This window comes from Arthrobacter burdickii (genome assembly GCF_030433645.1).
Classification (GTDB): domain Bacteria; phylum Actinomycetota; class Actinomycetes; order Actinomycetales; family Micrococcaceae; genus Arthrobacter_D; species Arthrobacter_D burdickii.
Window position 1 is genome coordinate 2,811,396 of sequence record NZ_JAROCG010000001.1, and the last position, 25,599, is coordinate 2,836,994.

Here is a 25,599-nt window from a genome sequence, read left to right on the forward strand (position 1 = left end):
GCCACCGTGCCAGCTCGCCCCGTGCACAGCAGGAGCTAGCCGAGGGAGCGCAGGGCTGCCAGGGCCTCCTGCGCCCTGGCTTCCGGTACGAACAGGTGATCGTGGGTGTACCCGGCGACGACGTTGCAGCTGATGCCGGCGTCCGTCAAGGCTTTACTGATCGCAGCAGTCAGCCCGACAGCCTCCAGTGCGGAATGCACTTCCAGGGTGATCCATGCAGCCACGTACTCATAGAACAGCCCCGCCGTGTCGGCTTCGCTTTGCTCGACCACGAGGGTCAGGCCCTCCTGCTCACGGACGGTGACCACGGGATGGACGCCGGAAGGAATGTCGGACTCCACGATCGAGAATACGTAGGCTCCATCGTTGAGCACCGGTGACATGTTGCGCAGAAGTGCTTGGAGATTCGTCTCGCCGGCCATGATGTTCCTGTTCCGCTGCAAGCAGCGCGTGCTTTGAGGTTTTTCGAGCGGTGCTCGAACGGTGGATGATGAGGTCCTCGAACCAGCCCGCCTTGAGACCTCATTCCGCGCTACGAAGCAACGAACTCGCCGAGCGCGGCCAGGAGGCGGTCAACGTCGTCGTCGTTGTTGTACGGCGCCACGCCGATCCGCAGGGCGGCGCTGTCCTCGAGATCCAGGCGACGGAAGGCTTCGTACGCGTAGAAAGAACCGGCTGGCGCGAGAATATTCCGATCCGCGAGGAATCGGTAGCCGTTCGCGGAGGACCGGCCCGGGAACGTCACCAGCAGTGTCGGTGTCCGGTCCTGGGCTTTCGAGTGCAGCACGACGGCGTCGCCCAGTTCGGCCAGCCCTGCCTCGATGCGGGAGCGCAAGGCCTGCTCGTGCTCATCGACCACGTGGGCGGATGCAAGAAGGCGCGCACGACGGCCGGTTGCGGCGCCGGGCGCGGCCGCGGCGAGGAAATCCACGGCCGCCGTGGCACCGGCCATGATCTCGTACGGCAGGGTGCCGAACTCAAATCGCTCGGGAACCGCGTTCGTGGACGGCAGCAGCTTGTCCGGCTGCAGTGACTCCAGCAGCTCCGGGTCGGCCACGAGAACACCACAGTGAGGTCCGAGGAATTTGTAGGGCGAGCAGGCGAAGAAGTCAGCTCCCAGCGCCTTCACGTCGACCGCCGCATGAGCGGTGTAGTGCACCCCGTCCACGTAGACGAGTGCGCCGACCATGTGCGCGGCATGGGCAATGCGGCGCACCGGCGGTTTCGTGCCGAGCAGATTCGACGCGGCGGTGATCGCCACCAGCTTCGTGCGCTCGGTGATCGCGGTTGCGACGGACGCTTCGTCGATCTCCGTGGTGTCCGGGTCGAAATCGATCCAGCGCACGGTGGCACCGACCGCGGCGGCTGCTTGCAGCCAGGGGCGGATATTGGAGTCATGGTCCAGGCGTGACACTACGACCTCGTCACCCGGCTGCCAGGTCTTCGCGAGGTGGCGGGAGAAGTCGTAGGTGAGCTGCGTGGCGCTTCGCCCGTAGACGACGCCGCCAGGATGCGCCCCCAGCAGGTCGGCCATCGCCTCCCGGAAAGCGCTGACTGCCGAGTCGGCGTTCCTCTCCGAGCCCATACCGAAACCGCGGTTGGAGAGCGGCCCGGTGATGGTGTCGGCTATCGCGGCTCCTACGACGGCGGGAGCCTGTGTTCCGCCGGGGCCGTCGAAATAGGCGGTACCGGTGAGCAGGGCGGGGAACTGCGCGCGGAAGGCTGCGATGTCCAGGGTCATGTCGTCACTCTCTCAGGTGAGAATCGATACGGGAAACATCGCGGGCGGGAGTCGCGGTGGACCAGTTCGAAAGGTTTGCTCCAATCGCGATGCAAAGAGGCGCAGAGACACCATCCTTCGTGGCCTCGCCAGCGCAGCCTTCGCATTGGCCGGAATCTTCTCGCTTCTGAATGCCACCATCTGGTACGTGATCCTGGGCGCGTCCATCATGCTCGCCGCAGGAGCCCTCTTCGTCGCTCGGGCGATCACCTCGCTGCGTGCCGACGAGTCCACCACGTCCAGGTAGCCCGCGCCTTCGCGAGAACCTGAAGCACTACGCACACCAACTCATCAGGGAGATGAGCCCAGGACGATCCTCCTCCGCGTAGTGCGGCAGGTGGGATGCTGAAGCTTCGTCGGTACGAGGGAAAGCTGGGCGCGGATGGCTTCGAAAGTGACTTTGATTCGCTCCACCGCGCTATCTGACGTGGCGCAGTATGCATACGCGGCCACTGCGCCGGCAGATGCTCGACTCATCTTCCTCGCGGGGTCCTGCCCCCTCGACACGGCCGGAGCGACCGTAGGTCAAGGTGACTATGCAGCTCAGGCGGAACAGTGCATCAGGAACATGACGACTGCTCTCCAGGAAGCTGGAGCCACCATCGAGGACGTGATCAGTACTCGGGTGCTTGTGGCATCAACTGACCGGGATGATCTCGTCCGTGCGTGGGAGGTTGTACGCCGAGCCTTCGGCACCCATGACGTCCCGAGCACCCTGGTAGGGGTGACTGTTCTTGGCTACGAGCACCAGCTCGTGGAGATTGAGGCCGTTGCCGCTGTTCACAGCTGATCGTTCATGCAGCATCCCGCTGAGTGATGCCCAGGTGGGCTCCCTGAGTTCCGGCGATAGGCGCTCAGGCTCAGTTGTTGTGTCTGGAGGTATCTCAGGCTTGGATCAGTTCATGTACCCCACTCGGATTGACACGGATGCGATGCCGGTCAACCTTGCGCTTCTGATCACAGGGATAGGCGTAGTCGTGATCGTTCTGGTCATAGTGGGGTCACTCGTCGTCGATCGCGTCGATTCGTTCCGGTCGGCCACGCAGAGGCTCTTGTCAATAGCGGCAATACTTCTCCTGCTGTTGTGGCGACGCCCGCGGCCTATTGTTCCGTCGCTTCGCGCAGAATAGCAGCGATCTCCTGGAAGCCCAGGGAGGTGGCGTGCTGCAAGGGCGTCACACCATCACGCTGGGAAGGGAGCCTCACGTCGGCGCCGCCTTCGACGAGCAGCTGCACGGTCTCCACGTACCGGGGCGAGCCATCGCCGAAGATGATCGCCTCGTTTAGTGCGGTCCAGCCCGGGTTGTTGACGTGGTTGATGTCCACGTCCGTCTCCAGTAGTCTTCGTACCCCGTCCGCGTGGCCACGCTCCGCGGCGCGGATCAGTGCCGTGCCGTTGTAACTGTCGCGCGCGTGGACGTCCGCACCGTTGCTCAGGGTCAGGTCCAGCAGCTCGAGGTAGCCCTCACTCGCTGCGATGAGGAAAGCGCTCTGTTGGGTCTCGTCCTCGTAGTTCACGTCAGCGCCGGCGTCGATGAGCCGGCGAGCTTCGGTGACATTGTTGTCCCAGGCCGCCCCGATCAGGGTCTGATTCAGCGCGATCAGTTCGCCGGGGGCGAGCGACCTGGAAGTAACCGATGGGCTGCTCGGCGAGACACCCGGAGCGGACTTCACAGCTAGCGGCGACGGGCTCGGCGTGCTCAACGGGCGAGGCGTGCTCGACGCACGCGCGGACCCGGAAGGCGCCTGTTGCGTTGGACCGGTCACCTCGCCGTTGTCGGTGCAGCCGGTCATCAGCAGCAGTACGGCAAGAACACCACGCTGCACGAGGGCCCTCACCGCGACGCCTGCCTCGGGACCGCCGAGGTGGCCCAAAACTTCATCGGGACCATTCCCATGCCCGCCAGCATACTCGGGCCATGAATCGGACAACCGTGGGCCAGGCACAGCTCAACGCGGGAGTCACGGGCGTTCGCCAGGTCCGGTCATCGATCCTTCGCGCGCACGTCCTGATGGTTGGTTGGGCAGGCGGAAGCTTGGGAAAATCAGTGTGTGTTCGAGGTTGAGTCCTTGTTGCTTGTTGATTGTTCGCTTGCTTCGGCGTGACGGATCACCAGGGAGGTGGTGATGAGCATGGCTGAGAGCACCGCGCACGGTATCAGCAAGATCAGGTAGGTCAAGGACACCAGCACAGCGATCGGTGCTGATTCCCAGACTTCGGGAAGCGACATGAAACTCAGGCTGTCTCCTACGCCGAAGTTCCTGTTGATGAATGGACCCAGAATGATCAGGGCGATGGCAGCGATACCGAGTCTCGTCCCGAATCTCATCGTCGACCTTGCCAATGTTGCACCGGACATTTCGCTCCTGAGGGTCGGTCGGTAAGAGGTCGCACAATCGGCTGCATCTGCCTTTGTCTGAGTATGAGCGCAGTCTGCAGCGGCATCAATGCTGTGAAGAGGTCGGTACCCATCCGTTGGAAAAGCGCGTAGCAAGCTGATTCTGTCCGTGCGCCGCTGCTGGGCCTGACCACCGGGAGAACCTCACCCGCCGGCTTCGCACCTGGTACAACACATGGGAGGCCGAGAAATTGCATCAAAGCGAGTGGAACTCGCCTGAGAACGAAGTCGCCTGGAAAACCGAGGGCACGAGTACCGCCGAGCAACTTCGAGCAGAAGTCAAAGCCTTCGCTGACGTGGAATACGACGATTAGCATCCACGTCGACCATCAATACCGTCAGCGCCCGCTCACCCATCGGTTTGCGGACCGATCGAACCCTCGCCGCGCCAACACTCTGTCCCAAGAGAAGCGCCGCCACATCGAGTAGCATGGCCCCAATCGACCAGCAACGGGAGGAATTTTCAATGCCGCAGTATGTCGTCCTACAGGTAATCCTCAAAGAAAAGCTGCTGGGAACCGGTTCGGGCAACCTGACCTCCTTGGAGAAGTCTATTAACGATCAAGCTGCTAAGGGCTACCGCCTCCACACCATCACCACCTCGAGCAGCGGGAGCAAGGGACTCGGCGGCGGCGACCGCATCCAGGCGACAATGGTGTTTGAGAGCCTCACGTAAAACGCTTCAGCCGATCGACTTTCAGTCAGTCGACTGAGGCGCTTACAGCTTAAATGTCTCTATCGTGAACACATGACTGGACCGATGTATGTGCGAGAGGTGCGGCGGCTCCTCGAGCCCATGTTCGAGTCGATGCTCAGCCCCGGAGAGCTACGGTCGTTGACGTTTCGATTGGAGAGGGTCGCCGACGGTGCGAATGGCACAGAGCTCCCTGCTGACACCATCATCGAAACGAACGACGCTTGGGTCAGATGGCAGGTGCTCGGCGAAGAGGGTGGCTCTGGCAGCCTTCCTCTTGACGACGGTGTGGATGTGCTCGTTCGCTTTGTGCAGGGCGATCTTCAGGACTTCATAGCCGAAAGCCATTTCGGGTGGGGCGAGTTCCGGCTCCCCCGCAACCTGGCCTGACCAGCTACGCCTCCCTAAGAAGGCCGTCATGGACCCTTGCTCGAAGGAAGACCTTCATAGCCGCAACCGTCATGTTCGGGACCGGCGTAGTCACTGTCTTCGTTCTGAGCTCACCGGGCACACAGCGTGCCCGGTATCTCGTCGACTGACTCTCGTGTTCGGATAAAACATGACCACCGTTGCTGTAGTGAATGCGCAGGACCTCCAGCTCAGCGAGGTCCTCGCGCTTTATGGTGCGGTGGAATGGTTGGCCTACACGAAAGACCCTGACAATCTTCAACGAGCGTTGGAAGGGTCTTCGACCCTTGCGGCCGCTCATGATGGCAAGACGCTCGTTGGGCTGGCACGGGTCATCTCCGATAATGCCTCGATCTGCTACCTCCAGGACATCCTCGTGCTGCCCTCACACCACAGGAGAGGTATAGGACGGGCCCTCGCTGAAAGAGCACTCGAACAGTATCCGCATGTGCGTCAGAAAGTCTTGATTACAGACGACGAGCCACAGCAGAAAGCGTTCTATGAAGCGCTCGGCTACACCCAGATCGAGGAGCTTCAAGGAGCACTCATCCGAGCCTTCGTGAGGTTCGATTGATTACCCAAGGGCCGACCGATCTTCCTCGCCCTGGTCCGATTTGTCAGTAGCCTTCCTGTACACATCAGTGCGTTTTTCCGCACGATGGCGGACGGCAGGGCCCGCAGGTACACGGAAATCCTGCGTGCCTGAATGGAAAAGGAACCCGAGGAAGTGCAGCTTCCCTGCCATTGCCGCCCAGGAACCGTTCTCCATCGGCATCTCGATACGGGTCGCGCTGATTCGAAGGGACGAAGACAGGGCCGACCAACTGAATTAGCGTCCAGAGAGACAGTCGGCAAGGGAGGCGATGTGCGTTCACCGCGAGTTGTGGCAGTAGTGGGCCTGGCGGCCGCGGGCTTGGTAATCAGTGGGTGCAGTGGTGGGGCTGGAATTGCGGCTCTCGATCGGGAAGCGACGTTGGAGGATCAATTGCGCGTACGTCGTCATTCAGGACCTCGAAGTTGATACCGTCCGGAAGGCTGCTGCGAGCGAGGGTTTCACTTACTTCCTCGTCAGGGCTGATGATGCCGGCATTTGCCTGATCCGCATCAGGGACGAGGACGAGAGTGCCTTCATGGCCGGCTGCGGCACCGGTACTGGTCATGTCACCACCACTTCGCTGCCCGGAACGAAAGACGGGCCACACACTATGGCACTCGTCACGGACGGTTATGCGACCGATGACCTCGAGAAAGACGGATGGACCAGGATCCAGGACAACATTCCGGTTCAGTGAGCCGGTCACCACGTCCCGCTCAGGGGTGGCATACCGCATTGAAGTGAGCCGGTAGGCCATCCTCTTCTGCGGGGTTCGTGGCGCCTGACTCCAGGTCAGGCGGGGATGACGATGACTTTCCCTGGGACATGACCGGCGCTGGCTTCCGCATGGAGGGCGGGCAGTTCCGGGAGGGTGATCCTGCGCGTCACCTCGACGGTGAGCGCGCCGTCATCGACGAGGGACACGAGCTGCGCGAGGCGGTCCCGCTTCCCTGACGCCGACACAACTGGGCGCGTACTTCGCGTTCACGGAGGTGGGCAGCCTCCTGCGCTCCGGGGTCGAGAAACGGCTTCGCGATGCCGGGGGCCCTCAGTTACGTCCAGTTCCAGCTCTTGGCACGCCTGGGCGACGCCGTCGACGGCCACCTACGCATGACCGACCTCGCCGATGGTGTCGTCTACAGCCGCAGCGGCCTGACCTATCAGGCACAACTGCTTCAGGAGCGGGGCCTGGTCACCCGATCCCCCTCGCCCGACGATGAGCGCAGCACCATCGTCGCCATCACCGCTGCGGGCCGCGACGTACTCCAGGCAGTATTTCCCGGGCATATCGAGGCCGTCCGTGGACTCCTCTTCGCCCCGCTCAGCGATGACGACGCCACCGACCTCGCCCGCATCCTCGGTCAGGTCAGCGCACACCTCCGAGCAGCCCCACCCCGCTCAGCAGCCCGACGACGAAAGACCTGACCCTGTCCGATCCGGCCAGTGTCCGTGCAGGCCGGATCGGCCCATCAGTCGGCCCTCGTCCCGGCCGCGACGGTGGTGCGGCGTCGTCGCCCTTTCCTCGTTCTTGCGCCAGAGGGCACGAGGCCGTCGTCGCGCCGGCCTCCGCGTCCTCCATCACAGACCGCTTCGTCATGCGGCGTCACGCAGCGTCAAAGCTCGCCCTTGTGCTGGAAACCGTCCCGGTCCAGCGCCTAGTCTCGTACCTACAGATCAAGAGTTCCAACGCGAAGCCCTGGCTCGTTGGACGGCAACCCCCTCCGTGGCGGGGTGCCCCAGGTGAAGATCCGGTCCCGCGCACCAGCGTCGGGGCAAGCACGGCGCGGGCCTCGGGGCTCCGCGTCCCGTCGACGGGACCTCCATGTCGTACATCTGCCTCCTCCTGTCCGGAGCGGCCCTCCTGATCAACGGTCTCGGCCTCCTCGGCCGGGTCACATCCCGCGACTCCGGGTTCTTCAACCTGGTGATCGGCACGCTCCAGCTGGTGATCGCGACGCTGATCGCGTCCGCCGGTGCTGCCGATCCCGCCGCGATCGGCTCGGCGAGCGGTATCTTCCTCTTCGGGCTCACCTACCTCTACGTGGGGCTGGGCTCGGTCGCCGGGTTGGGTGCGTCGGGTGTCGGATGGTTCTGCGGGCTCGTCGCCGTACTCGCCGTCGTCTTCGCCGGCACCTCCCTGGACGACGACCCGGTCAGCTCGGTGCTGTGGCTCGCGTGGGCGGTGCTGTGGGGCCTCTTCTTCCTGCTCCTGGCCTTCGATGCGGCGCACCTGACCCGGATCACCGGATGGAGCGCCATCCTGGTGGGCACGGCCAGCACCGTTCCTCCGGCCGTCCTCGGGCTCAACAGCGCCTGGCCGGCCGGCTGGACCTCCGCCCTCGGCGTTGCCGGAATCCTCGCTGTGCTGTTCGTTGTCGCCGGTGCCGTCAGCTCCCGACCTGCAAAGGCGCCGGCGGCCCCGCAGGTCGCCGTTCCCGCCTGACGTCCGCCCCTCCGTACCCGTCCCGAAATCCCCTCCCATCTCCCCTCCATCCGCTTCCACCGAAAGGCCGACCATGACCACGCTGACCCACACCCCTCCAGCCACCGACGCGGAGTACGAGCTCCTCGCCGCCCGCTTCCGGCCGCTGTTCGCCCGCATCGCCGAGGGCTCATCCCGCCGCGAGCAGGAGCACGAGCTCCCCCGCGAGGAGATCCGTGCACTCATCGACGCCGGCTTCGGCGCACTGAGGGTCCCGGTGTCCGCAGGCGGCTCCGGCGCCTCACTGCCCCAGCTGTTCCGCCTCCTCACGGAGCTCGCAGCCGCCGATTCGAACATCCCGCAGGCCCTGCGCGCCCACTTCGCATTCGTGGAGGACCGCCTGGTATCCACTGGAGCCCAGCGCGAGGTGTGGTTCAAGCGCTTCGTCGACGGCGAGATCGTCGGCAATTCCTGGACGGAGGTCGGCACCGTCACCATCGGAGACGTCATCACCAAGGTCAGCCCGGACCCGGACGACGCCGGCGCCTTCCGCGTCAGTGGAACCAAGTACTACTCGACCGGCAGCATTTTCGCGGACTGGATCGACACCTTCGCGCAGCGCACCGACAACGGGGTCAAGGTCATCGCGGTGGTCAGCACGCACCAGCCGGGGGTGACCCACAGCGACGACTGGGACGGTTTCGGCCAGCAGACCACGGGCTCCGGCACCTCCACCTTCGACCAGGCCCGGGTCGACGCCGTTAACGTCATCGACTTCGACACCCGGTTCAAGTACCAGACCGCGTTCTACCAGGCAGTGCTCCTCGCCGTCCTCGCCGGAAGCATCACGGCCGCCGAACGGGACGTGGCCCGCGAGGTCCGGAACCGCACGAGGATCTTCAGCCACGGCAATGCGTCGTCGTTCGCGGCCGACCCGCAGATCCTGCAGGTCATCGGCGAGGTCTCCGCGGCGGCGTACGCGGCGGATGCGACCGTCGAACGGGCCGCCCGGTCGCTGCAGTTCGCCTACGAGGGCGCATTCCTCGGGGACGAGGTCGAGGACGAGCGCCGCAACGACGTCGCCGAACTCGAGACCGCGAAGGCTCAGGTCATCCTGTCAGCGCTCGCCACCCGCGCGACATCCGATGTCTTCAACGCGCTCGCCGCCTCCGGCGTGAGTACCGCGAAGAACTTCGACCGGCACTGGCGCAATGCGCGCACGGCCGCCAACCACAACCCGTGGGTCTTCAAGGCGAGGATCATCGGTGACCACTCGGTCAACGGTGCCGTCCCGCCGCGCGTCTGGTCCATCGGGGCTGCGCCGGGCGCCGCGCCCGCGAAAGCCTGAGAAGGTGCGCGCCCGCGGTCCGCGGGCGCGCAGCAGGATCAGTTCTCCAGGGTGCCGTCACCGCGGTGTCCGCCGAACCCCCGTCCGGTGCCCGACCGGGCAGGCGTCCCTGCGATCGAGTTCGTCGAGGACGGAGTCGAGCGCAGCGGCGGGCCACGGCGGGGAAGGGGGCCCCGTCGTCGGGGCGGGATGACCTGCTGCTGCCCCGCGTTGCAGCAGCAGCAGGTCCAGGTCCGAGACGATGTGCAGGTCGGGGAGGAACCCTGTCAGGTAGGTCATGGCGTGTCCTGTCCGGAGATCGGTCTGCGTGCTTCCTCCCTTAGACGGGGTTGGCCCGCCGGAATCATCGGTCGCGGGACACCGAGGATGCGCCACAGCGCCGGCACCGATTCGGGTCATGACTCCGGCGGTCGCTAGAATGGTGCTCCCCCGGCGATCCGTCTGGTCTCACACGGTGTACGGAAGTCGGTTCGGGGGAACCGACCCGACGAGACCACCGAAAGCCCCCATGATCAGCACCGAGACCAGCACCGGTATCCCCCGCCCTTTCCGCCTCACCCGGCTGGCACGGTGTGCCGTGCGCCTGAGGCTCGGGCAGGACTCCGTGATCACGGAGTCGGACGCGGTCGCGATCCTCCAACAGTGCTTCGACCTCACGGGCCGGCGACAGTACGTCCTGTACTTCGAACTCGACAAGGTGTCATCCATCTCGTTCGGTGCCCGTCGCGTCCTGACAGCGGCCCGCGACATCCTCGCGTGCGCCATGGTCGGTGCGGAGCCGATGGACCGCATGCTGGCGGTGCCCTACGAGCAGGCCGACTACCCGTCGGAGTACTTCACGGAGCGGAGCGCCGCTCTCGAGTGGCTGGGGCTCATGCATGACATCCTGTGTGCCGACCCGGTGGAACACGCGATGAGCCTCACGGTGGACCGGGACCCCTTCGTCCGCCGCCGGGCTTCCTGACGGCTGCAGAGCGTCGCAGCAGAGCTCGTCAGGACGCGGGCTTCGCCGCCAGCGACTGCCTGCGGACGGCCCTCACCCGCTGGTAGACCGTGACGAGGCTCGCCGCCGCCAGGACAACGAGGACGGCCAGCAGAACTCCCTCGGGCAGCCCGAGGCCCGTCAGTCCCGTGACGACCAGAACGGAGACGAGGCGCTCGGCGCGCTCCGCCAGCCCCACGTTCGCCGTGAAGCCGAGCGACTCGGCCTTCGCCCGGGCGTAGGAGACGAGCATGCCGAGCACGAGGCAGGCGAGCGCTGCGATCGCGATCGCCGGGTTTTCCCCGCCTGTGAAGAACCAGATGGCGACGCCGGTGAACAGCGCCCCGTCCGCGATGCGGTCGAGCGTCGAGTCGAGGAAGTTCCCCCACAGTCCGCCGTGGCCCTTCATGCGCGCCATGATCCCGTCGACGACGTCGGAGAACACGAAGAGCGTGATGAAGACCGTGCCCCAGAACAGCTGGCCGAGCGGGTAGAAGACCAGCGCTCCGGCGGCCACACCGATGGTGCCGGTGATGGTCACGGCGTCGGGCGTCACGCCCCACTTGAGCAACAGGCGGGCCAGCGGCGTGAAGAGGGCCGTGAAGAAACCGCGCGCGTACCTGTTGAGCATCAGGAAGCCGATCCCGCCGCTGTCCCCGAGGACGGCCAGGCCGCCGCGACCTGCTCGCGGACCTCACCGAGCGTCTGCGTGATCGCCTTGGTCTGCGCGATGATCGGCAGGAAGTTCCCGTCCCCGCCCCATCGGGGCACCACGTGCTGGTGCAGGTGTGCAGCGATACCCGCGCCTCCGGTGACCCCCTGGTTCATACCCAGGTTGAAGCCCGAGGGATTGGACACCTTCCGCAGCACGCGCATGGCCGTCTGGGTGAGGGCGGCGATCTCCGCGGTCTCCGCTTCGTCGATGTCCGTGTAGTCGGGCACATGCCGGTAGGGGCAGACCAGGAGATGGCCGGCGTTGTAGGGGAACAGGTTGAGCAGCACGAAGGCATGGGTGCCGCGGTGGACGATCAGGGCTTCCTCGTCGCTCTGCTGAGGCGCACGGCAGAACGGACAGGTCTGCTCCGACGTGACCTGCTCCTGCCCTCCCTTGATGTAGGCGAGGCGGTGCGGCGTCCACAGTCGCTGGAAGGCGTCGGGCACGCCCGCCAGTTCGAGATCGTCCGTCACTGCGGCGTCGCCCGCGTAGGGGCCGTGCCCGCCCGGATTGTCCGCGTCCTCCATCAGACCGTGGCCTCCCGGCTGCGTACCGCCTCCACGATCCGTCGGACCGCCTCGTCGACCGGCACCTGGTTGTCCTGGCTGCCGTCACGGAACCGGAACGAGACGGCGTCGGCTTCCTGGTCCTCGCCGCCCGCGATGAGCACGAACGGCACCTTCTCCTTGCTCGCCGTCCGGATCTTCTTCGGGAAGCGGTCCGACCCGGCGTCGACCTGCGCGCGGATGCCTTCGGCCTTCAGCTTGTCGACGACATCGAACAGGTAGTCGTTGAACGCCTCGGCGACGGGAATGGCGAGCACCTGCACGGGCGCCAGCCAGGCGGGGAAAGCTCCGGCGTAGTGCTCCGTGAGCACACCCATGAAGCGCTCGATCGACCCGAACAGGGCGCGGTGGATCATGACCGGGCGCTGGCGCGAACCGTCGGCTGCCTGGTACTCGAGCTCGAAGCGATCGGGCAGGTTGAAGTCGAGCTGGATGGTCGACATCTGCCAGGTGCGTCCGATCGCGTCACGCGCCTGGACGGAGATCTTCGGGCCGTAGAACGCGGCTCCCCCGGGGTCGGGTACGAGCTCCAGTCCGGAGGACTCGGCGACCTCGGCCAGGGTGCGGGTGGCTTCGTCCCAGATCTCGTCCGACCCGACGGACTTCTCGGGGTTGCGCGTGGAGAGTTCGAGGTAGAAGTCCTCGAGGCCGTAGTCCTTGAGGAGGCCGAGCACGAAGTTGAGCGTCCCGGTGAGCTCGTCCTTCATCTGCTCACGCGTGCAGTAGATGTGGGCGTCGTCCTGGGTCATGCCCCGCACCCTGGTGAGGCCGTGGATGACGCCGGACTTCTCGTACCGGTACACGGAGCCGAATTCGAACAGGCGCAGCGGCAGTTCGCGGTAGGACCGCCCGCGCGACCGGAAGATCAGGTTGTGCATGGGGCAGTTCATGGGCTTGAGGTAGTAGTCCTGCCCGGGCTTGCGCACCGTGCCGTCCTCGTTGAGCTCCTCGTCCACGTGCATGGCGGGGAACATGCCGTCCCGGTACCAGTCGAGGTGCCCCGAGACCTCGTAGAGGTGGCCCTTGGTGATGTGCGGCGTGTAGACGAACTCGTAGCCGGCATCGGTATGGCGCTGGCGCGAGTAGTCCTCCATGGCCTTGCGGATGATGCCGCCCTTGGGGTGGAACACCGGCAGCCCGGAGCCCAGCTCGTCGGGGAAGGAGAAGAGGTCCAGCTCCGTGCCGAGGCGCCGGTGGTCGCGGCGCTCGGCTTCGGCCAGGCGCTCCTGGTAGGCCTTCAGCGCGTCCTTGGTGGGCCACGCCGTGCCGTAAATGCGCTGGAGCTGCTTGTTCTTCTCGCTGCCGCGCCAGTAGGCGGCGGCCGACCGCGTCAGCGCGTAGGCGTTGGAGATGAGCTTGGTGTTCGGCAGGTGGGGACCGCGGCAGAGGTCCTGCCAGACGACGTCGCCGGACTTGCGGTCCACGTTGTCGTAGATCGTCAGCTCTCCGGCCCCGACCTCGACCGACGCCCCGTCCTCCTCGGTGGCCCCGCCCTTGAGGCCGATGAGCTCGAGCTTGTACGGCTCGTCCTTCATGGCCTCGCGGGCCTCGTCCTCGGACACGACCCGCCGCACGAAACGCTGGTTGGTGTTGACGATCTTCAGCATCATCTTTTCGAGCTGCTTGAGCTCGTCGGGCGTGAAGGGTTCCTCGACGTCGAAGTCGAAGTAGAAGCCGTCGGTGATGTACGGCCCGATGCCGAGCTTGGCACCCGGACGCAGCTGCTGCACGGCCTGGGCCATGACGTGGGCTGCGGAGTGGCGGAGCACCTCGAGGCCGGCCGGGTCCTCCAGCGTGACGCCCTCGACGGAGGCACCCTCGGGAAGTTCCTGATCGAGGTCCCTGAGCTCTCCGTCCACGCGCATCACGACGACGTCACGCCGTTCGCTGAACAGCTCGGTGCCGGTGGTGCCCGTCGTCGCCTGCTTCTCTTCGCCGTCGACGATGAGTTTCATGGGCTGGGGCGCTGACACGGGCGGTCTCCTTGGTGCTGGGAAAAAATTGGTCGCCCGAACGGGCGTGACGGGACCCGGCAAGGGCCGGGACCGCCTTGCTGATCGTATCGGGTGGGCGCAGGGCCGACCAACACTCCTCCGCTCGACTGGACCGATGGACGGGCAGATCGACCATCACCTCCACGGGTCGGTCGACGGAGGCCACCCGGGCCCCGCGCGTCAGCCTTCCCGGCGGACCCTCATCTCGAACTCGATGAACGCGGCGATCATCGCCCGGTACGTCTCCTCGACGACCGTCGGGTCCACGCCCTGCAGTGACGCGTAGCCGCGCACATTGGAGATGACCTGCTCCACCCGGGCGGGGGCGCGGACGGAGGCGTCGTCGCGCTTGAGCGCACCCGCCCGGCGGACGAGGCGCTCCCTGCGGGAGATGAGCGACACAATCTGCTCGTCCACCTCGTTGATGGCGACACGGACGGCCGCCAACTGCTTCACGTTCTGCTCGTCGTCTGCATCACCCATGGCGGAAGCCTACCGCTGCCACCGGCGGTCGCCACCTGCCGCGGGGAGGAATGGCACCGCCTCCTGCGGTGTTGAGTACCATGCGGGCGGATCAGCTGCCCGCGTATCGACGCGTGCGGCACGTGCGCACGCAGATTTGAGGAGCACCGTGGACTACACGCCAGAAGCCGGATCCATCACCATGTTCTCGACCTCCTGGTGCGGGTACTGCCGGCGCCTGAAGTCTCAGCTCGATGCCCAGGGCATCGGCTACACCGAGATCAACATCGAGGAGGTCGAAGGCACCGCGGAACTGGTCGCATCCCTCAACGGAGGCAACCAGACCGTCCCGACCGTGATCTTCCCGGACGGCAGCACGGCCACCAACCCGTCCGCCGCCGAGGTCCGGACCAGGGTCGCCGTCTAGCCCGGCCACCCTCCGCGCCGGTCCTTCCCGCCATATGCTGGGAACGGTGGCCCGTTCCCAGGCCGCCGTTCCCAGCGGAAGGACAGCGAAGACATGGTGCATAGAGTTCAGGGCGTCGTGGTGCGGGCGAAGGATGCCCCCGCCGCCATCGAGACCATCCTCGTACCCGATCCCGGACCGGGCGAAGCGCTGGTCGATATCCTGACGTGCGGCGTCTGCCACACCGACCTGCATTACAAGCAGGGCGGCATCAACGACGAGTTCCCGTTCCTGCTGGGCCATGAGGCCACCGGCGTCGTGAGCGCCGTGGGCGACGACGTCACCACCGTCGCACCGGGCGACCGCGTCATCCTCAACTGGCGGGCCGTCTGCGGCGAGTGCCGCGCGTGCCGCCGGGGTGAGCCGCAGTACTGCTTCAACACCGCCAACGCCACGCAGAAGATGACGCTCGAGGACGGCACCGTGCTGTCCCCGGCCCTCGGCATCGGCGCCTTCGCCGAGAAGACCCTCGTGGCGGCGGGCCAGTGCACCAAGGTCGATCCGGCGGCGGACGCGGCGGCCGTGGGCCTGCTCGGTTGCGGCGTGATGGCGGGCATCGGAGCCGCGATCAACACGGGCAACGTCTCCCGGGGCGACTCGGTCGCCGTCATCGGATGCGGCGGCGTGGGCATAGCCGCGGTCGCGGGGTCCCGGCTCGCCGGAGCCACCACGATCATCGCCGTCGACATCGACGACCGGAAGCTCGAACTCGCACGGGGCCTGGGCGCCACGCACGTCCTGAACTCGAAGGAGGAGGACCCCGTGGAAGCCATCCGGGCGCTGACCGGCGGCAACGGAGCCGACGTCGTGATCGATGCCGTCGGACGGCCCGAGACCTACCAGCAGGCGTTCTACGCGCGCGACCTCGCCGGGACCGTGGTGCTCGTCGGAGTCCCCACCCCCGAGATGACCATCGAACTCCCGCTGCTCGACGTCTTCGGCCGGGGCGGAGCACTGAAGTCCTCCTGGTACGGCGATTGCCTGCCCAGCCGGGACTTCCCCATGCTCGTCAGCCACTACCTGCAGGGCAATCTCGACCTCGACGCCTTCGTCACCGAGCGCATCCGCCTCGACCAGGTCGAGGAGGCCTTCGGGAAGATGCACGGCGGCGCCGTCCTCCGTTCGGTGGTGGAGCTCTGATGGCGGCACGCGTGGACCACCTCGTCACGTCCGGGACGTTCTCGCTCGACGGCGGGACGTGGGACGTGGACAACAACGTCTGGATCGTGGGCGACGACGAGGAATGCGTCGTCATCGATGCACCCCACGACGCGGCGGCGATCCTCGACCAGGTGAACGGGCGGACGGTCCGGGCGATCCTGCTGACGCATGCTCACGACGACCACATCCGCGCCGTCGGTGACCTGTTCGACGCCGTCGGCGCGCCGATCTACCTCCACGAGGGCGACCGCGAACTGTGGGACAGGGTGTTCCCCGAGCTGAGCCCGGACCAGTGGATCCGCGATGGTGACACGATCGACGTCGCCGGTGTCACGCTCACCGCGCTGCACACGCCGGGCCACTCCCCCGGCTCGGTCTGCTACCTCCTCCCGGAGGCGGGCACGGTCTTCACGGGCGACACGCTCTTCCAGGGCGGGCCGGGCGCAACGGGCCGCTCCTACAGCGACTTCCCCACCATCATCGAGTCCATCCGCACCCGGCTCCTGACGCTGCCGCCGGAGACCATCGCGCGGACCGGCCACGGGGACAGCACCACCATCGGCGACGAGGCTCCGCACCTGGAGGAATGGATCCAGCGCGGACACTGATGCCGTAGGCCCGGTCCCCCGCGTCCCGCCGTCAGGAGCGGCGGGACGCCGGGGCAAGGCGCAGGGTCGCGGCGTAGGCCGCCAGCAGGGCGTCCTCCACGGCGTCGACCGTCACACCGCCGGCGAGGTCCTGCGCCGCTCCGGCGGTGGTTGGCCGCCACTCGAGCCCCAGCGCGGCGTAGACGTCGGTGAGGACGGCGCGGAGGGGTGCCGAGTCCTCCACGACGAGGACCGACGAGAAGAGCCAGGCACCCGCGACGACGCGCTGCGCCGTGCCGACGAGCTTGACGGCCGGGACGCCGTCGACCCGGCCATGGACGGTGAATTCGCCAGGGCAGTACTCGCCCGGGACCTCGCCCACGTGCGCGTCGAGTCCGATGTCGGTGAGTACCCCGGCGAAGAACTCCCCGAACGCGGCGAAGCGGGCCCGCGTGCCGGCGACGGGGTCTGCGGCGGGTTCGAGGTGGTCGACCACGAGGCAGCCCCGATGGTAGGCCGCGGCGCGCCCGCCTGCACGCCGCACCAGCGGGACGAAGCCGTGCTTCGTCGATACCGCGCACGCCTCGCCGAAGCCCGGCAGCCGTGCGTCCCGCTGCCCGAAGGCGACCGTGGGACTCGGACGGTAGAGGCGCAGCGTCGGGGGCCTGCTTCCGACGGCGACCTCGCGCAGCAGCGCGATGCCGCGCTCCAGCTCTGCGGCCGCGTCATCCGATGTCGGGTCGAGAACGAGCGCCAGCTCGGCAGCGCCATGCCATGGAGTGCTCATCGACCCATCGTAGGCAGAGCCCGGGAGAAGCTGCGCGCGGACGGGCCGGGCAGCGCCTGCCTCCCCGAAGACCCCGTGTCCTGCTCCTGCTAAAGCGGTGCCGGCGGGAAGTTCGTTCCGCCGGCACATCGAGGAGGATGCGCCGGCAGGACCCACGCCGGTCAGGGCGTCGGGAGGGGCGTCCACTCGAGCCACAGCCCTGCCTCGACGGCGATGGCCGGGGGTACCGTATGGGGGCCGTCGAACTCGCGGTACACCACCTCGTACCCGCGGCGCTTGAGCGTGGGGACCACCCTCCTGCTCGTGGCGTCGATGGGGAGGACGGCGTCCTCGGTGCCGTGCGAGATGAAGACGGCCGGCTGCCCGTTCTGGGGCCCGGCCGGCACGAAGCCGGGTGAGAACGCGACCACCTTGCTGAAGAGGTCTCCGTTGGCCAGCCCGAGGCCCAGCGCATAGGAGGCTCCGTCGGAGAACCCCGCCACGCCGATCCGGTCGGGATCGACCGGGACGAACGAGAAGACCTCTTCCAATGCCCTGTTGATGACCTCGGTGTCCGGACCGTACCCGCCGCGGATGGCGTCCCAGGTAGCCGCGCGGGAGGCGGGCGCGAGGATGACGATCCCGAGCTCCTCGGCGGCCGCGCGGAGGACGGACAATCCGCCCTGCGGGTCCCCGCCGGCCCCGTGGAGAGCGACGAGGAGGGGAACCGGTTCATCGGTGGCCACGGACTCGGGGACGAAGACGATCGGGTCCCGGGTCGTCGCCACGCCGAGGGCGTGCACCCCCGGTCTCGTCCCGGTACCCGGTTCCGCCGCGCCCGGTCGCGCTGTCAGGACGGCCGGATCCCCCGCCGTCGTACCCGTGGGCTGTCCGTTGTCCATGGAACCTCCGTTACACGCCGTCTCCGCCACGAGGAGCGGCACGATCACCATGCCGGCAAGGATGTCCCTCCTCGTTGCCACACGGCGATTGTAGGGGCGACACGCACCCACTCTCCCGGTTGCCGTCCGAGCCTCTTTCGGTTATCGGACCATGCCGACCTACACGGTCCCGCGCCCGTGTCGCACCGGTGCACCCGCGCTCCTCAGGACTCCCAGGCCTCCAGCAGCAGCCCGGCGGCACCTGCGGGGTCGGGTGCCGCGCAGATCGCGGACACGACCGCCATCCCTGCCGCTCCCGCCCTGCGGAGCGGGGAGGCGTCCGCCGCGGTGATGCCGCCGATCGCCACGCAGGGCAACTGCGCCGTGCCCGCCAGGGCAGCGACGCCGTCGACGCCGAGCGGCGCCGGGTGGTCCGGTTTCGTGGCCGTGGCATGCACCGCGCCGATGCCGAGGTAGTCCACCGTGCCGGCGGGAAGAGCATGGGCGACGGCGAACTCGTCAGCCGTCGCCGCACTGAGCCCGACGACGGCGTCGGGGCCGACGATGCGCCGCACCAGGTCGGGCGGCAGGTCGGACTGGCCCACGTGGACGCCGTGCACCTGTGCGCCCTGCGCCCGCGCCGCGAGGTACACGTCCACCCTGTCGTCGACCAGCACCGGCGCCCGACCGGCGACGGCGTCGGCGACCGCGGCGAGGAGCGCGACCAGGTCCCGCCCTCCCGCGTGCTTGTCCCGCACCTGCACGCAGGTCGCACCCCCTGCCACGGCGGCGGCGACGACGTCGACGACCGTCCGGGGCGCGCACAGCGCCGTGTCGGTCACGAGGTAGAGCGGCAGGTACGACGCCGGATCCGGCCGCGCCATCAGGAGTCCTCCGGCAGGACCAGGCCCTGACGGACATCGGCCGGGGTGATCGCCGCGAGCGCATCGAGGAAGCGCGGGGCGAAGGTTCCCGGGCCTTCCGCCAGGATCGCGGCTTTCTCTGCGGCGAGCGTGTACACGCCGGTGGCCGCAGTTGCCGCGAGCAGTGGATCCGGTGTGAGCGAGGCGAAGGCCGCCATCACGGCACCGAGCGCGCAGCCGCCGCCCGTGACGCGGGTCAGCAGCGGCGTGCCGTTGGCTACCCGGATGACGGCGCCGTCGGCCGGGACGACGGCGTCGACGGCACCCGAGACGGCGACGACGGACCCGTACCGCGATGCCAGCAGGCGTGCGGCGCCCAGCGCCGCGGCCGGCTCGTCCAGGGAGTCCACGCCGCGTCCGCCACCGCCCGAGCCGGCGAGTGCGATGATCTCCGATGCATTGCCGCGGAGAATGGTCGGGCGCTGGGCGACGAGCTGCTGGGCCGTCCGGGTGCGAACGGTCAGGAACCCCACGGCGACGGGATCGAGGACCCACGGCGTGCCGGACGACGCCGCTGCCCCGGCGGCCTCGAGCATGGCCGCGCGCTGCGCCTCGGTCGGTGTGCCGAGGTTGACGAGCACCCCGGAGGCCACGGGCGCGAACTGCGCCGCTTCCCCGGGGATGTCGACCATGGCGGGGGCTGCACCGAGGGCGAGCAGCACGTTCGCGGTGAAGTTGGTGACGACGGCGTTGGTGATGCACTGGATCAGCGGGGAGGCGCTGCGCAGGTCTGCGAGCAACCCGGCGCAGGCCTCGGCGCTGATCGTGCGGGCGGGGTCCGCGGTTGCCGAAGGGAATTCCGTCATGTGCTGCCTTCCGCTGGGGCGAGAGGACGGACGGACACCAGGGCCCGGCAGGACATCCCTTCGCCAGTATGAGCTGGATCAGGTTCGACGGGTCTTATCTCAGCCCCTCCGGTGGAGGGACACCCCGTGTCGCTGCTCGAACGATAACGCGTTGCGCGGATGCTTCCAAGCCCGTCACCGCCCCGGCGTGCCGGGCGCCGGTCGGAGGGACCAGCGCCGGGACCGGCGGCCGCGCGGGCCCGACCTGCCGGGGCGCCGGTCGGAGCAGCGCCGGACGGACCAGCGCCGGGCTAGCGGCCGCCCTCGATCTTGCGGCTGCGCTGCTCCTGCCCCGGGGCCCCGTAGGGGTAGTCCCCGAAGGTGGGGGCGCTGACCTCGTCGAGTCGGTGGAGCTCTTCGGGCGTCAGCACGACGCCGGACGACGCGAGGTTGTCGGCCAGCTGGTCCTGCGTGCGTGCGCCGAGGATCACGGAGGTCACGGCAGGCTTCGCGGCGACCCAGGCGAGCGCGACGTGGGAGGCGTTGATGCCCCGCTCGGCCGCGATGCCGGTGACGGTGTCGACGATGTCCCACGTCCGGTCCGCGTTGCGCTTCTCCCAGGCTTCCATGCCGCGCTTGGGGTTCTCCCCGAGCCGGGTGGCGCCCGTCGGCTCGGCGTCGCGGGTGTACTTCCCGGTGAGCCAGCCGCCGCCGAGCGGGGACCACGGCAGCATGCCCATCTCGGCGTCGAGCACGGCGGGGACGATCTCGGCTTCGATGTCGCGCACGAGCAGCGAGTACTGGGGCTGCAGCGTCACCGGCAGTGAGTAGCCACGCTGGCGGGCGATCATCACGGCCTTGGTGAGCTGCCAGCCGGTGTAGTTCGAGAACCCGTAGTAGCCGATCTTGCCCTGGACGACCGCCCCGTTGAGGAAGCCGAGGGTCTCCTCGAGCGGGGTCAGCGGATCCCACGCGTGCACCTGGTACAGGTCGATGTGGTCGACCCCGAGCCGTGCCAGCGAGGCGTCGAGCGCTCGCCGGAGGTGCCGCCTCGACAGGCCGAGGTCGTTGGGGCCGGTTCCCATCGGGAAGCGTCCCTTGGAGGCGAGGACCATCCGGTCCCGTTCCACCGGGTTCTTCGCGAGCCAGCGGCCGATGATCTCCTCAGAGGTGCCGGCGGAGTACACGTCCGCCGTATCGATCAGGTTGCCGCCTGCCGCGGCGTAGTCGGACAGGATGGCGTGTGACGTCGCCTCGTCCGACTCCGCCCCGAAGGTCATCGTGCCGAGGGCGAGGTGGGACACCGAGGTGCCGCTGTTGCCGAGTTTCCGGTACTCCATGGGGTTGCTCCTTTGCTGTGCGCCGTGCGGCGCCGTGTCCTTGGATCCTGAGCCGAGCGCAGCTGTCCTGCTAGCAGCATGGCAGGGGGCGCCGTCATGGGACGGCGCCCCTTGTCCGCTGCTCACTCGCTGACGGTGACGCCCTTCCAGAAAGCGTAGTAACCGCGGATGTTCTCCGCCGCTTCTTTCGGTTCCGGGTAGCTCCAGGCGGCGTCCCTGTTCTGCTCGCCGTCCACCACCAGGGTGTAGTAGCTCGCCGTGCCCTTCCAATGGCACACGGTGTGCGTCTCCGTGGGGACGAACAACTCGGAGGAGATGGAACCCGGGGGGAAGTAGTGGTTCCCCTCGACCATCACGGTGTCCGCCGACTCAGCGACGACCCTGTCTTTCCAGATTGCTTTCGTCATGGTTCCTCTTCCTCGGGACCTCCGGTCGCGCGGGCAGGCTGTCCGCACCCTGCCGACGGCGGCGAGGGCGTCCGTACCCGGTGCAACCCCGCCGAGCGCCGGGGCATTCCGGGCACGAGGGTCAGAGCTTGCGCACCGTGAGGATCTGCTCGATCCGCCCGAAGGGACCGTCGAGGTCGTGCGCCACGCTGGAGGTGAGTCCCACACCGTTCGCGCCGAACGTGACGCGCGTATCGAGGCCGAGCCACTCGCCGGTCGGCGGGCGGTGGAGGTGGATCTGCAGGTCGACGTTCGGGAACATCCAGCTGTCGCCACCGGGTGCCACGCGCGAGGCGATGCCGTTGGCCGCGTCCATCATGCCCACGAGGCGCACGACGTCGGCGCTCGTCCTGCCCTCCACCATCGGGTAGGGGTTCCGTATCCAGACCTGCCCCCGCCCGGGACGGTGGCCCGGTACCACCCGGACCTCCAGGGACCGGATGAACCCTCCGGGCCACGCCGTCATGCCCTCGTGCGGCCCGGCGGCTTCGGGTCCGGGCATCCGCGGGTCCTCCACGGCGGCGACGGCGGCCGTGTCCTGGGTGGCGAGGCGCCATGCCTTCGCCACGATGGCGGTCCTGCCGCCGGCCTCCATGCGTGCCTCGAGCAGTTCGATGGTCCGTCCGGGCCGGACGACCGCTGTGCTGACCTCGAATTCACCGCCGGGGATCATCCCGAGGATGTCGAAACTCAGGCGGCCGAGCTGCATGCCGTCCCGCGGCTGGCAGTCGAGGAGGCACTGGGTCAGGAGGCCCGAGATCGGTGCCATGTGCTGCTCTTCCGGGTTCCAGGCGCCCTGGGCGTGGATCGTCGATTCGAACCTCCCGCCGCCGAGATCACGGTAGAAAGAATCGGGCACGGAAATCTCCTTCGTTGGACGAGCCGGGATCGCGTCCTGCGCGGCGAGCGGAGGAAAAGGCCCTGGACATCGGTCCCGGGTCACGCACCCGCCCCATGCTAGTGGAGCAATCACCGTCGCAGGCACAGGCCGGTGCGCTCCCGGCGGCGTCCCGAACGCGTGCCGAGCGCGTGCCGAAGGGGCACCGACAGGGCCACGTCCCGGCGGACACACCAACGGGCACACGGAATGGCGTACCGGAAGGACGGCATCCCGGAATAGGATCCGGACACCGGCGGTTCAGTTGACTGAGCGGGCCGGCCATTCAGCGCCCGGTCCCGAACGTGGCCCGTACGGAGGACATCCGACGGCGCCGTACAGCATTTCGAACCGAGCGGATTCCCATGACCTCCAGTCCCCCGTCCCGCGTATCAGACGCGACTCCGAGCCGAGCAGGCGCTGCGCCGTCCCGCCCTGCCGTCTCCCCCGGCACTGCCTCCTCTGACACCGCCCCCTCCGGAGCCGTCGGCCAGGGCGCCCTCCCAGCACGCGACAAGCTGGTCATCACCATCTTGCTCATCTCCGCGTTCGTGGTGATCCTCAACGAGACGATCATGGGCGTGGCCATCCCGCGCCTGGTCGAGGACCTCGGCATCACCGTCGGTGCAGGCCAATGGCTGAGCACGGCCTTCATGCTGACCATGGCCGTGGTCATCCCGGTGACCGGCTACCTCCTCCAGCGCTTCACCACGCGCCCGGTCTTCATGGCCGCCATGGGGCTGTTCAGCCTCGGCACCCTCATCGCCGCCCTGGCCCCGGGGTTCGCCGTGCTCGTGGTGGGCCGCGTCGTCCAGGCGAGCGGCACGGCGATCATGATGCCGCTGCTGATGACGACGGTCATGACGCTCGTGCCTCCCGCATCGCGTGGCAAGATCATGGGCAACATCTCGATCGTGATCTCCGTGGCGCCCGCGCTGGGCCCCACCATCTCCGGAGCCATCCTCAGTGTGCTCGACTGGCGCTGGATGTTCTGGCTGGTCCTGCCGATCTCCCTCGCGGCCCTGGTCATCGGATCGGCCAAGATGCAGAACGTCACCGAGCCGCGGCGATCGTCGATCGACGTGCCGTCGGTCATCCTCTCCGCCGTGGCCTTCGGCGGCATCATCTACGGCCTCAGCCAGCTCGGTGAAGCCGCCGCCGGCAGTGCCTTCCCTGCGTGGATCCCCCTGGTCGCCGGCATCGTCGGACTCGCCGCCTTCATCTCCCGCCAGCTCGTGCTGCAGCGCCGGGACGCGGCCCTGCTCGACCTGCGGGTGTTCACGTCCGGCAACTTCACCATCTCGATCGTCGCCATCGCGGTGAGCATGATGGCCCTCTTCGGCACCATCATCCTGATCCCGATCTACGTCCAGAGCGTCCTCGGCCTGGATCCGCTGGCGTCCGGGCTGCTGCTCCTCCCCGGCGGCCTCGCCATGGGCCTCCTCGGCCCCGTCGTCGGCCGGATCTACGACCGCCGGGGGCCACGGGTCCTCCTGGTCCCGGGCGCGCTCCTGGTCAGCGCGGTGTTCTGGTCGATGACCCAGGTCACCGAGACGACCCCCGCGCAACTCGTCCTCGTGGCACACGTCCTGCTCAGCATCGGGCTTGCCCTCATGTTCACACCGCTGATGACCTCGGCCCTCGGGTCTGTCAGGCCGCACCTGTACTCGCACGGCAGCGCGGTCTTCGGAACGGCGCAGCAACTGGCAGGCGCTGCCGGCACCGCGCTCTTCATCTCGGTGATGACCCTCCAGTCGACGGCACTTGCGGCCGACGGCGCCGCGCAGCTTCCGGCGATGGCCGGTGGTATCCGGGCGGCGTTCCTGTACGGGGCGGTCATCTTCCTGCTCGCCGTCGTCGCCTCGTTCTTCGTGCGCACGCCCCAGGTGACCGGGGATGCTCCCGCGCCCGTGCACTAGGAGCCTGCACCAGGAGCCCCCGGCTCGACGAAGAAGCCCCGCCGGGTCCTCCCGGCGGGGCTTCTTCGTAGGTGCGGTTGTCGGTGCAGTTGTTGGTGCAGTTGTCGGTCCGGCGTGCGCGTCAGGACGCCGGCTGGCGCAGCTCGATGTAGCCGTCACTGGTGACTCGCGTCTCGTAGACGGGCTGCGGCACGGCAGCGGGCCCGCGGTAGTTCTTGCCGTCGTCGAGCCGGAACATGCTCTGGTGCCACGGGCACGTGATGCAGCCGTCCTCGATGGGGCCGTCCTGCAGTGGCCCGCCGAGGTGGTTGCAGACGCTGTCCATGGCCGTCAGCCTGCCGCCGTGGCGCAGCAGCAGGATCGGCACGCCGTTCGCCTCGACCATCTGCCGCCCGCCCTCGGCGATGTCGGCGTCGCTGGCGACCCGCGTCCAGTCCTTCGGGGCCTCGTGCCCGGCGGTCCGGTTCACGTTGACGGCGTTCGCATAGCTCAGGTGCCCGCCGAGGTAGGCGCTGAACAGCATCGACCCGAGGCCGCCGAGGCCGAGCAGGACTCCGACAGTGCGGCTGTCCCTGGCCCTCGCGACGGCCGAGGCGGTGTACAGCGTCAGGGCCAGCGAGTTGCCGGCCGCGTGGACGAGACCCACGCGGCGTTCCTTCTCCTGGGTGTCGGACCAGTCGTGCAGGCCCGCGATGGCAGTCGGCACGGCGGAGAGGATCCCGACGCCGACGAGGAGGTCGGCTGCCTTGCGGGAGCTCCTGCCGCCGGCGAGGTCGAGGAACGAGCCCATGCTCCAGGCGCCGGACGGGATGACGACCATCATGGGATGGAGGTGGTGGCCGATGGCGGTACCGCTGAGCACGTTCCGGATCATGCGAGGCTTGACGGCTTTGCTGACTGCTGCCGCGATCGGGTCGGCGACCTTGTCGAGGAACCTGGCGTGCTCGAGTCCGTCCAGCATTACGTGCAGGATGTTCATCCTTTGCTCCTTCTGGTCCGGGACGGCAGGCCACCCGACGGGATCTGACCGTGGCGCCGCCCGGTCCCCACCGTTCCAGCAGCCACTACACCTGACAACCCGAC

At 67.8% G+C, this 25,599-nt stretch carries 32 protein-coding genes and 2 riboswitches; of the genes, 14 read left to right on the top strand and 18 right to left on the bottom strand.

Annotated elements, in window-relative coordinates; translation table 11 throughout:
- Positions 1–35: 35 nt before the first annotated feature.
- Together P5G52_RS13210 and P5G52_RS13215 are read right to left on the bottom strand one after the other, a co-directional pair.
- Positions 36–422: an ACT domain-containing protein gene (locus P5G52_RS13210; RefSeq protein WP_301228063.1), complete on the bottom strand. Its 387-nt coding sequence runs from the start codon at positions 420–422 to the stop codon at positions 36–38.
- A 110-nt stretch (positions 423–532) separates the two neighbouring features.
- Complete coding sequence (locus P5G52_RS13215) at positions 533–1,741, bottom strand: cysteine desulfurase-like protein (RefSeq protein WP_301228065.1); 1,209 nt, start codon at positions 1,739–1,741, stop codon at positions 533–535.
- Positions 1,742–1,886: 145 nt separating this feature from the next.
- On the opposite strand from P5G52_RS13215, the gene P5G52_RS13220 reads away from it, so the two are divergent.
- Positions 1,887–2,027 carry a hypothetical protein gene (locus P5G52_RS13220; protein ID WP_301228067.1) on the top strand — a complete coding sequence of 47 codons (141 nt, stop codon included), beginning with the start codon at positions 1,887–1,889 and terminating at the stop codon, positions 2,025–2,027.
- 135 nt (positions 2,028–2,162) lie between these two features.
- Entirely contained in the window at positions 2,163–2,570 is a 408-nt protein-coding gene (locus P5G52_RS13225; protein WP_301228069.1) for a RidA family protein, read from the top strand.
- Positions 2,571–2,881: 311 nt separating this feature from the next.
- Here P5G52_RS13225 and P5G52_RS13230 read toward each other — a convergent pair whose 3' ends face one another.
- Together P5G52_RS13230 and P5G52_RS13235 are read right to left on the bottom strand one after the other, a co-directional pair.
- Complete coding sequence (locus tag P5G52_RS13230) at positions 2,882–3,619, bottom strand: ankyrin repeat domain-containing protein (RefSeq protein WP_301228071.1); 738 nt, start codon at positions 3,617–3,619, stop codon at positions 2,882–2,884.
- A gap of 206 nt (positions 3,620–3,825) precedes the next feature.
- A complete protein-coding gene (locus tag P5G52_RS13235; RefSeq protein WP_301228073.1) occupies positions 3,826–4,140 on the bottom strand; it encodes a hypothetical protein in 315 nt (104 codons plus the stop codon).
- A gap of 505 nt (positions 4,141–4,645) precedes the next feature.
- Here P5G52_RS13235 and P5G52_RS13240 point away from each other — a divergent pair.
- The 4 genes from P5G52_RS13240 to P5G52_RS13255 all read left to right on the top strand — a co-directional run bounded on the left by P5G52_RS13240 (position 4,646) and on the right by P5G52_RS13255 (position 6,573).
- Complete coding sequence (locus P5G52_RS13240) at positions 4,646–4,855, top strand: DUF4177 domain-containing protein (protein ID WP_301228075.1); 210 nt, start codon at positions 4,646–4,648, stop codon at positions 4,853–4,855.
- Positions 4,856–4,927: 72 nt separating this feature from the next.
- Entirely contained in the window at positions 4,928–5,263 is a 336-nt protein-coding gene (locus P5G52_RS13245; protein ID WP_301228076.1) for a hypothetical protein, read from the top strand.
- A gap of 169 nt (positions 5,264–5,432) precedes the next feature.
- Positions 5,433–5,855, top strand: coding sequence for a GNAT family N-acetyltransferase (locus P5G52_RS13250; RefSeq protein ID WP_301228077.1), 423 nt, complete (start codon positions 5,433–5,435; stop codon positions 5,853–5,855).
- 349 nt (positions 5,856–6,204) lie between these two features.
- Positions 6,205–6,573, top strand: a complete 369-nt coding sequence (locus tag P5G52_RS13255; RefSeq protein ID WP_301228079.1) for a hypothetical protein — start codon at positions 6,205–6,207, stop codon at positions 6,571–6,573.
- Between the two features lie 95 nt (positions 6,574–6,668).
- On the opposite strand, the gene P5G52_RS13260 is transcribed toward P5G52_RS13255, so the two are convergent.
- Positions 6,669–6,839 (bottom strand): zinc-binding dehydrogenase, encoded by a 171-nt coding sequence (locus tag P5G52_RS13260; protein WP_301228081.1) that lies wholly within the window; start codon positions 6,837–6,839, stop codon positions 6,669–6,671.
- Positions 6,840–6,911: 72 nt separating this feature from the next.
- Here P5G52_RS13260 and P5G52_RS13265 point away from each other — a divergent pair, with 72 nt between their 5' ends.
- From P5G52_RS13265 to P5G52_RS13275, 3 genes are all read left to right on the top strand, one after another.
- The gene (locus tag P5G52_RS13265; protein WP_301228083.1) at positions 6,912–7,301 is read left to right on the top strand and encodes a MarR family winged helix-turn-helix transcriptional regulator; all 390 of its coding nucleotides are present in this window, start codon (positions 6,912–6,914) and stop codon (positions 7,299–7,301) included.
- Between the two features lie 247 nt (positions 7,302–7,548).
- Positions 7,549–7,661: riboswitch (SAM riboswitch) on the top strand.
- A gap of 37 nt (positions 7,662–7,698) precedes the next feature.
- Positions 7,699–8,319: an AmiS/UreI family transporter gene (locus tag P5G52_RS13270; protein WP_301228085.1), complete on the top strand. Its 621-nt coding sequence runs from the start codon at positions 7,699–7,701 to the stop codon at positions 8,317–8,319.
- Between the two features lie 73 nt (positions 8,320–8,392).
- Positions 8,393–9,646, top strand: coding sequence for an acyl-CoA dehydrogenase family protein (locus P5G52_RS13275; protein ID WP_301228087.1), 1,254 nt, complete (start codon positions 8,393–8,395; stop codon positions 9,644–9,646).
- A 57-nt stretch (positions 9,647–9,703) separates the two neighbouring features.
- Here P5G52_RS13275 and P5G52_RS13280 read toward each other — a convergent pair whose 3' ends face one another.
- Positions 9,704–9,925, bottom strand: a complete 222-nt coding sequence (locus tag P5G52_RS13280) for a hypothetical protein (RefSeq protein ID WP_301228089.1) — start codon at positions 9,923–9,925, stop codon at positions 9,704–9,706.
- A 229-nt stretch (positions 9,926–10,154) separates the two neighbouring features.
- On the opposite strand from P5G52_RS13280, the gene P5G52_RS13285 reads away from it, so the two are divergent.
- Positions 10,155–10,610, top strand: coding sequence for a DUF7793 family protein (locus P5G52_RS13285; protein WP_301228091.1), 456 nt, complete (start codon positions 10,155–10,157; stop codon positions 10,608–10,610).
- Positions 10,611–10,638: 28 nt separating this feature from the next.
- On the opposite strand, the gene pgsA is transcribed toward P5G52_RS13285, so the two are convergent.
- The 4 genes from pgsA to P5G52_RS13305 all read right to left on the bottom strand — a co-directional run bounded on the left by pgsA (position 10,639) and on the right by P5G52_RS13305 (position 14,386).
- Entirely contained in the window at positions 10,639–11,259 is a 621-nt protein-coding gene (pgsA, locus tag P5G52_RS13290; protein WP_301228093.1) for a phosphatidylinositol phosphate synthase, read from the bottom strand.
- Complete coding sequence (locus tag P5G52_RS13295; RefSeq protein ID WP_301228095.1) at positions 11,259–11,870, bottom strand: HIT family protein; 612 nt, start codon at positions 11,868–11,870, stop codon at positions 11,259–11,261. Before P5G52_RS13295 ends, pgsA begins: the two co-directional genes overlap by 1 nt.
- Positions 11,870–13,864, bottom strand: a complete 1,995-nt coding sequence (thrS, locus tag P5G52_RS13300) for a threonine--tRNA ligase (RefSeq protein ID WP_435868700.1) — start codon at positions 13,862–13,864, stop codon at positions 11,870–11,872. Before thrS ends, P5G52_RS13295 begins: the two co-directional genes overlap by 1 nt.
- A 219-nt stretch (positions 13,865–14,083) precedes the next feature.
- Positions 14,084–14,386 carry a chorismate mutase gene (locus P5G52_RS13305; RefSeq protein WP_301228097.1) on the bottom strand — a complete coding sequence of 101 codons (303 nt, stop codon included), beginning with the start codon at positions 14,384–14,386 and terminating at the stop codon, positions 14,084–14,086.
- A 148-nt stretch (positions 14,387–14,534) separates the two neighbouring features.
- On the opposite strand from P5G52_RS13305, the gene P5G52_RS13310 reads away from it, so the two are divergent.
- The 3 genes from P5G52_RS13310 to P5G52_RS13320 all read left to right on the top strand — a co-directional run bounded on the left by P5G52_RS13310 (position 14,535) and on the right by P5G52_RS13320 (position 16,600).
- The gene (locus P5G52_RS13310) at positions 14,535–14,792 is read left to right on the top strand and encodes a mycoredoxin (RefSeq protein ID WP_301228099.1); all 258 of its coding nucleotides are present in this window, start codon (positions 14,535–14,537) and stop codon (positions 14,790–14,792) included.
- 93 nt (positions 14,793–14,885) lie between these two features.
- Positions 14,886–15,971 (top strand): S-(hydroxymethyl)mycothiol dehydrogenase, encoded by a 1,086-nt coding sequence (locus tag P5G52_RS13315; protein ID WP_301228101.1) that lies wholly within the window; start codon positions 14,886–14,888, stop codon positions 15,969–15,971.
- Positions 15,971–16,600 carry an MBL fold metallo-hydrolase gene (locus P5G52_RS13320; protein ID WP_301228102.1) on the top strand — a complete coding sequence of 210 codons (630 nt, stop codon included), beginning with the start codon at positions 15,971–15,973 and terminating at the stop codon, positions 16,598–16,600. The genes P5G52_RS13315 and P5G52_RS13320 overlap by 1 nt, the downstream gene beginning before the upstream one ends.
- A gap of 31 nt (positions 16,601–16,631) precedes the next feature.
- On the opposite strand, the gene P5G52_RS13325 is transcribed toward P5G52_RS13320, so the two are convergent.
- The 7 genes from P5G52_RS13325 to P5G52_RS13355 form a co-directional block, all read right to left on the bottom strand.
- The gene (locus tag P5G52_RS13325) at positions 16,632–17,366 is read right to left on the bottom strand and encodes a lipoate--protein ligase family protein (protein ID WP_301228105.1); all 735 of its coding nucleotides are present in this window, start codon (positions 17,364–17,366) and stop codon (positions 16,632–16,634) included.
- Positions 17,367–17,527: 161 nt separating this feature from the next.
- Entirely contained in the window at positions 17,528–18,328 is an 801-nt protein-coding gene (locus tag P5G52_RS13330; protein WP_301228107.1) for an alpha/beta hydrolase, read from the bottom strand.
- Between the two features lie 122 nt (positions 18,329–18,450).
- Positions 18,451–19,110, bottom strand: coding sequence for a thiamine phosphate synthase (gene thiE / locus P5G52_RS13335; protein ID WP_301228109.1), 660 nt, complete (start codon positions 19,108–19,110; stop codon positions 18,451–18,453).
- Positions 19,110–19,955 carry a hydroxyethylthiazole kinase gene (gene thiM / locus P5G52_RS13340; protein ID WP_301228111.1) on the bottom strand — a complete coding sequence of 282 codons (846 nt, stop codon included), beginning with the start codon at positions 19,953–19,955 and terminating at the stop codon, positions 19,110–19,112. The genes thiE and thiM overlap by 1 nt, the downstream gene beginning before the upstream one ends.
- Positions 19,956–19,993: 38 nt before the next feature.
- Positions 19,994–20,092: riboswitch (TPP riboswitch) on the bottom strand.
- 153 nt (positions 20,093–20,245) lie between these two features.
- Positions 20,246–21,274, bottom strand: coding sequence for an aldo/keto reductase (locus tag P5G52_RS13345; RefSeq protein ID WP_301228113.1), 1,029 nt, complete (start codon positions 21,272–21,274; stop codon positions 20,246–20,248).
- Between the two features lie 122 nt (positions 21,275–21,396).
- Positions 21,397–21,681 (bottom strand): DUF427 domain-containing protein, encoded by a 285-nt coding sequence (locus P5G52_RS13350; protein ID WP_301228115.1) that lies wholly within the window; start codon positions 21,679–21,681, stop codon positions 21,397–21,399.
- Between the two features lie 121 nt (positions 21,682–21,802).
- Positions 21,803–22,579 (bottom strand): thioesterase family protein, encoded by a 777-nt coding sequence (locus tag P5G52_RS13355; RefSeq protein ID WP_301228117.1) that lies wholly within the window; start codon positions 22,577–22,579, stop codon positions 21,803–21,805.
- Between the two features lie 383 nt (positions 22,580–22,962).
- On the opposite strand from P5G52_RS13355, the gene P5G52_RS13360 reads away from it, so the two are divergent.
- Positions 22,963–24,516 carry an MDR family MFS transporter gene (locus P5G52_RS13360; protein WP_301228119.1) on the top strand — a complete coding sequence of 518 codons (1,554 nt, stop codon included), beginning with the start codon at positions 22,963–22,965 and terminating at the stop codon, positions 24,514–24,516.
- A gap of 121 nt (positions 24,517–24,637) precedes the next feature.
- On the opposite strand, the gene P5G52_RS13365 is transcribed toward P5G52_RS13360, so the two are convergent.
- Positions 24,638–25,495 (bottom strand): Rieske (2Fe-2S) protein, encoded by an 858-nt coding sequence (locus P5G52_RS13365; protein WP_301228121.1) that lies wholly within the window; start codon positions 25,493–25,495, stop codon positions 24,638–24,640.
- Between the last annotated feature and the right edge of the window lie 104 nt (positions 25,496–25,599).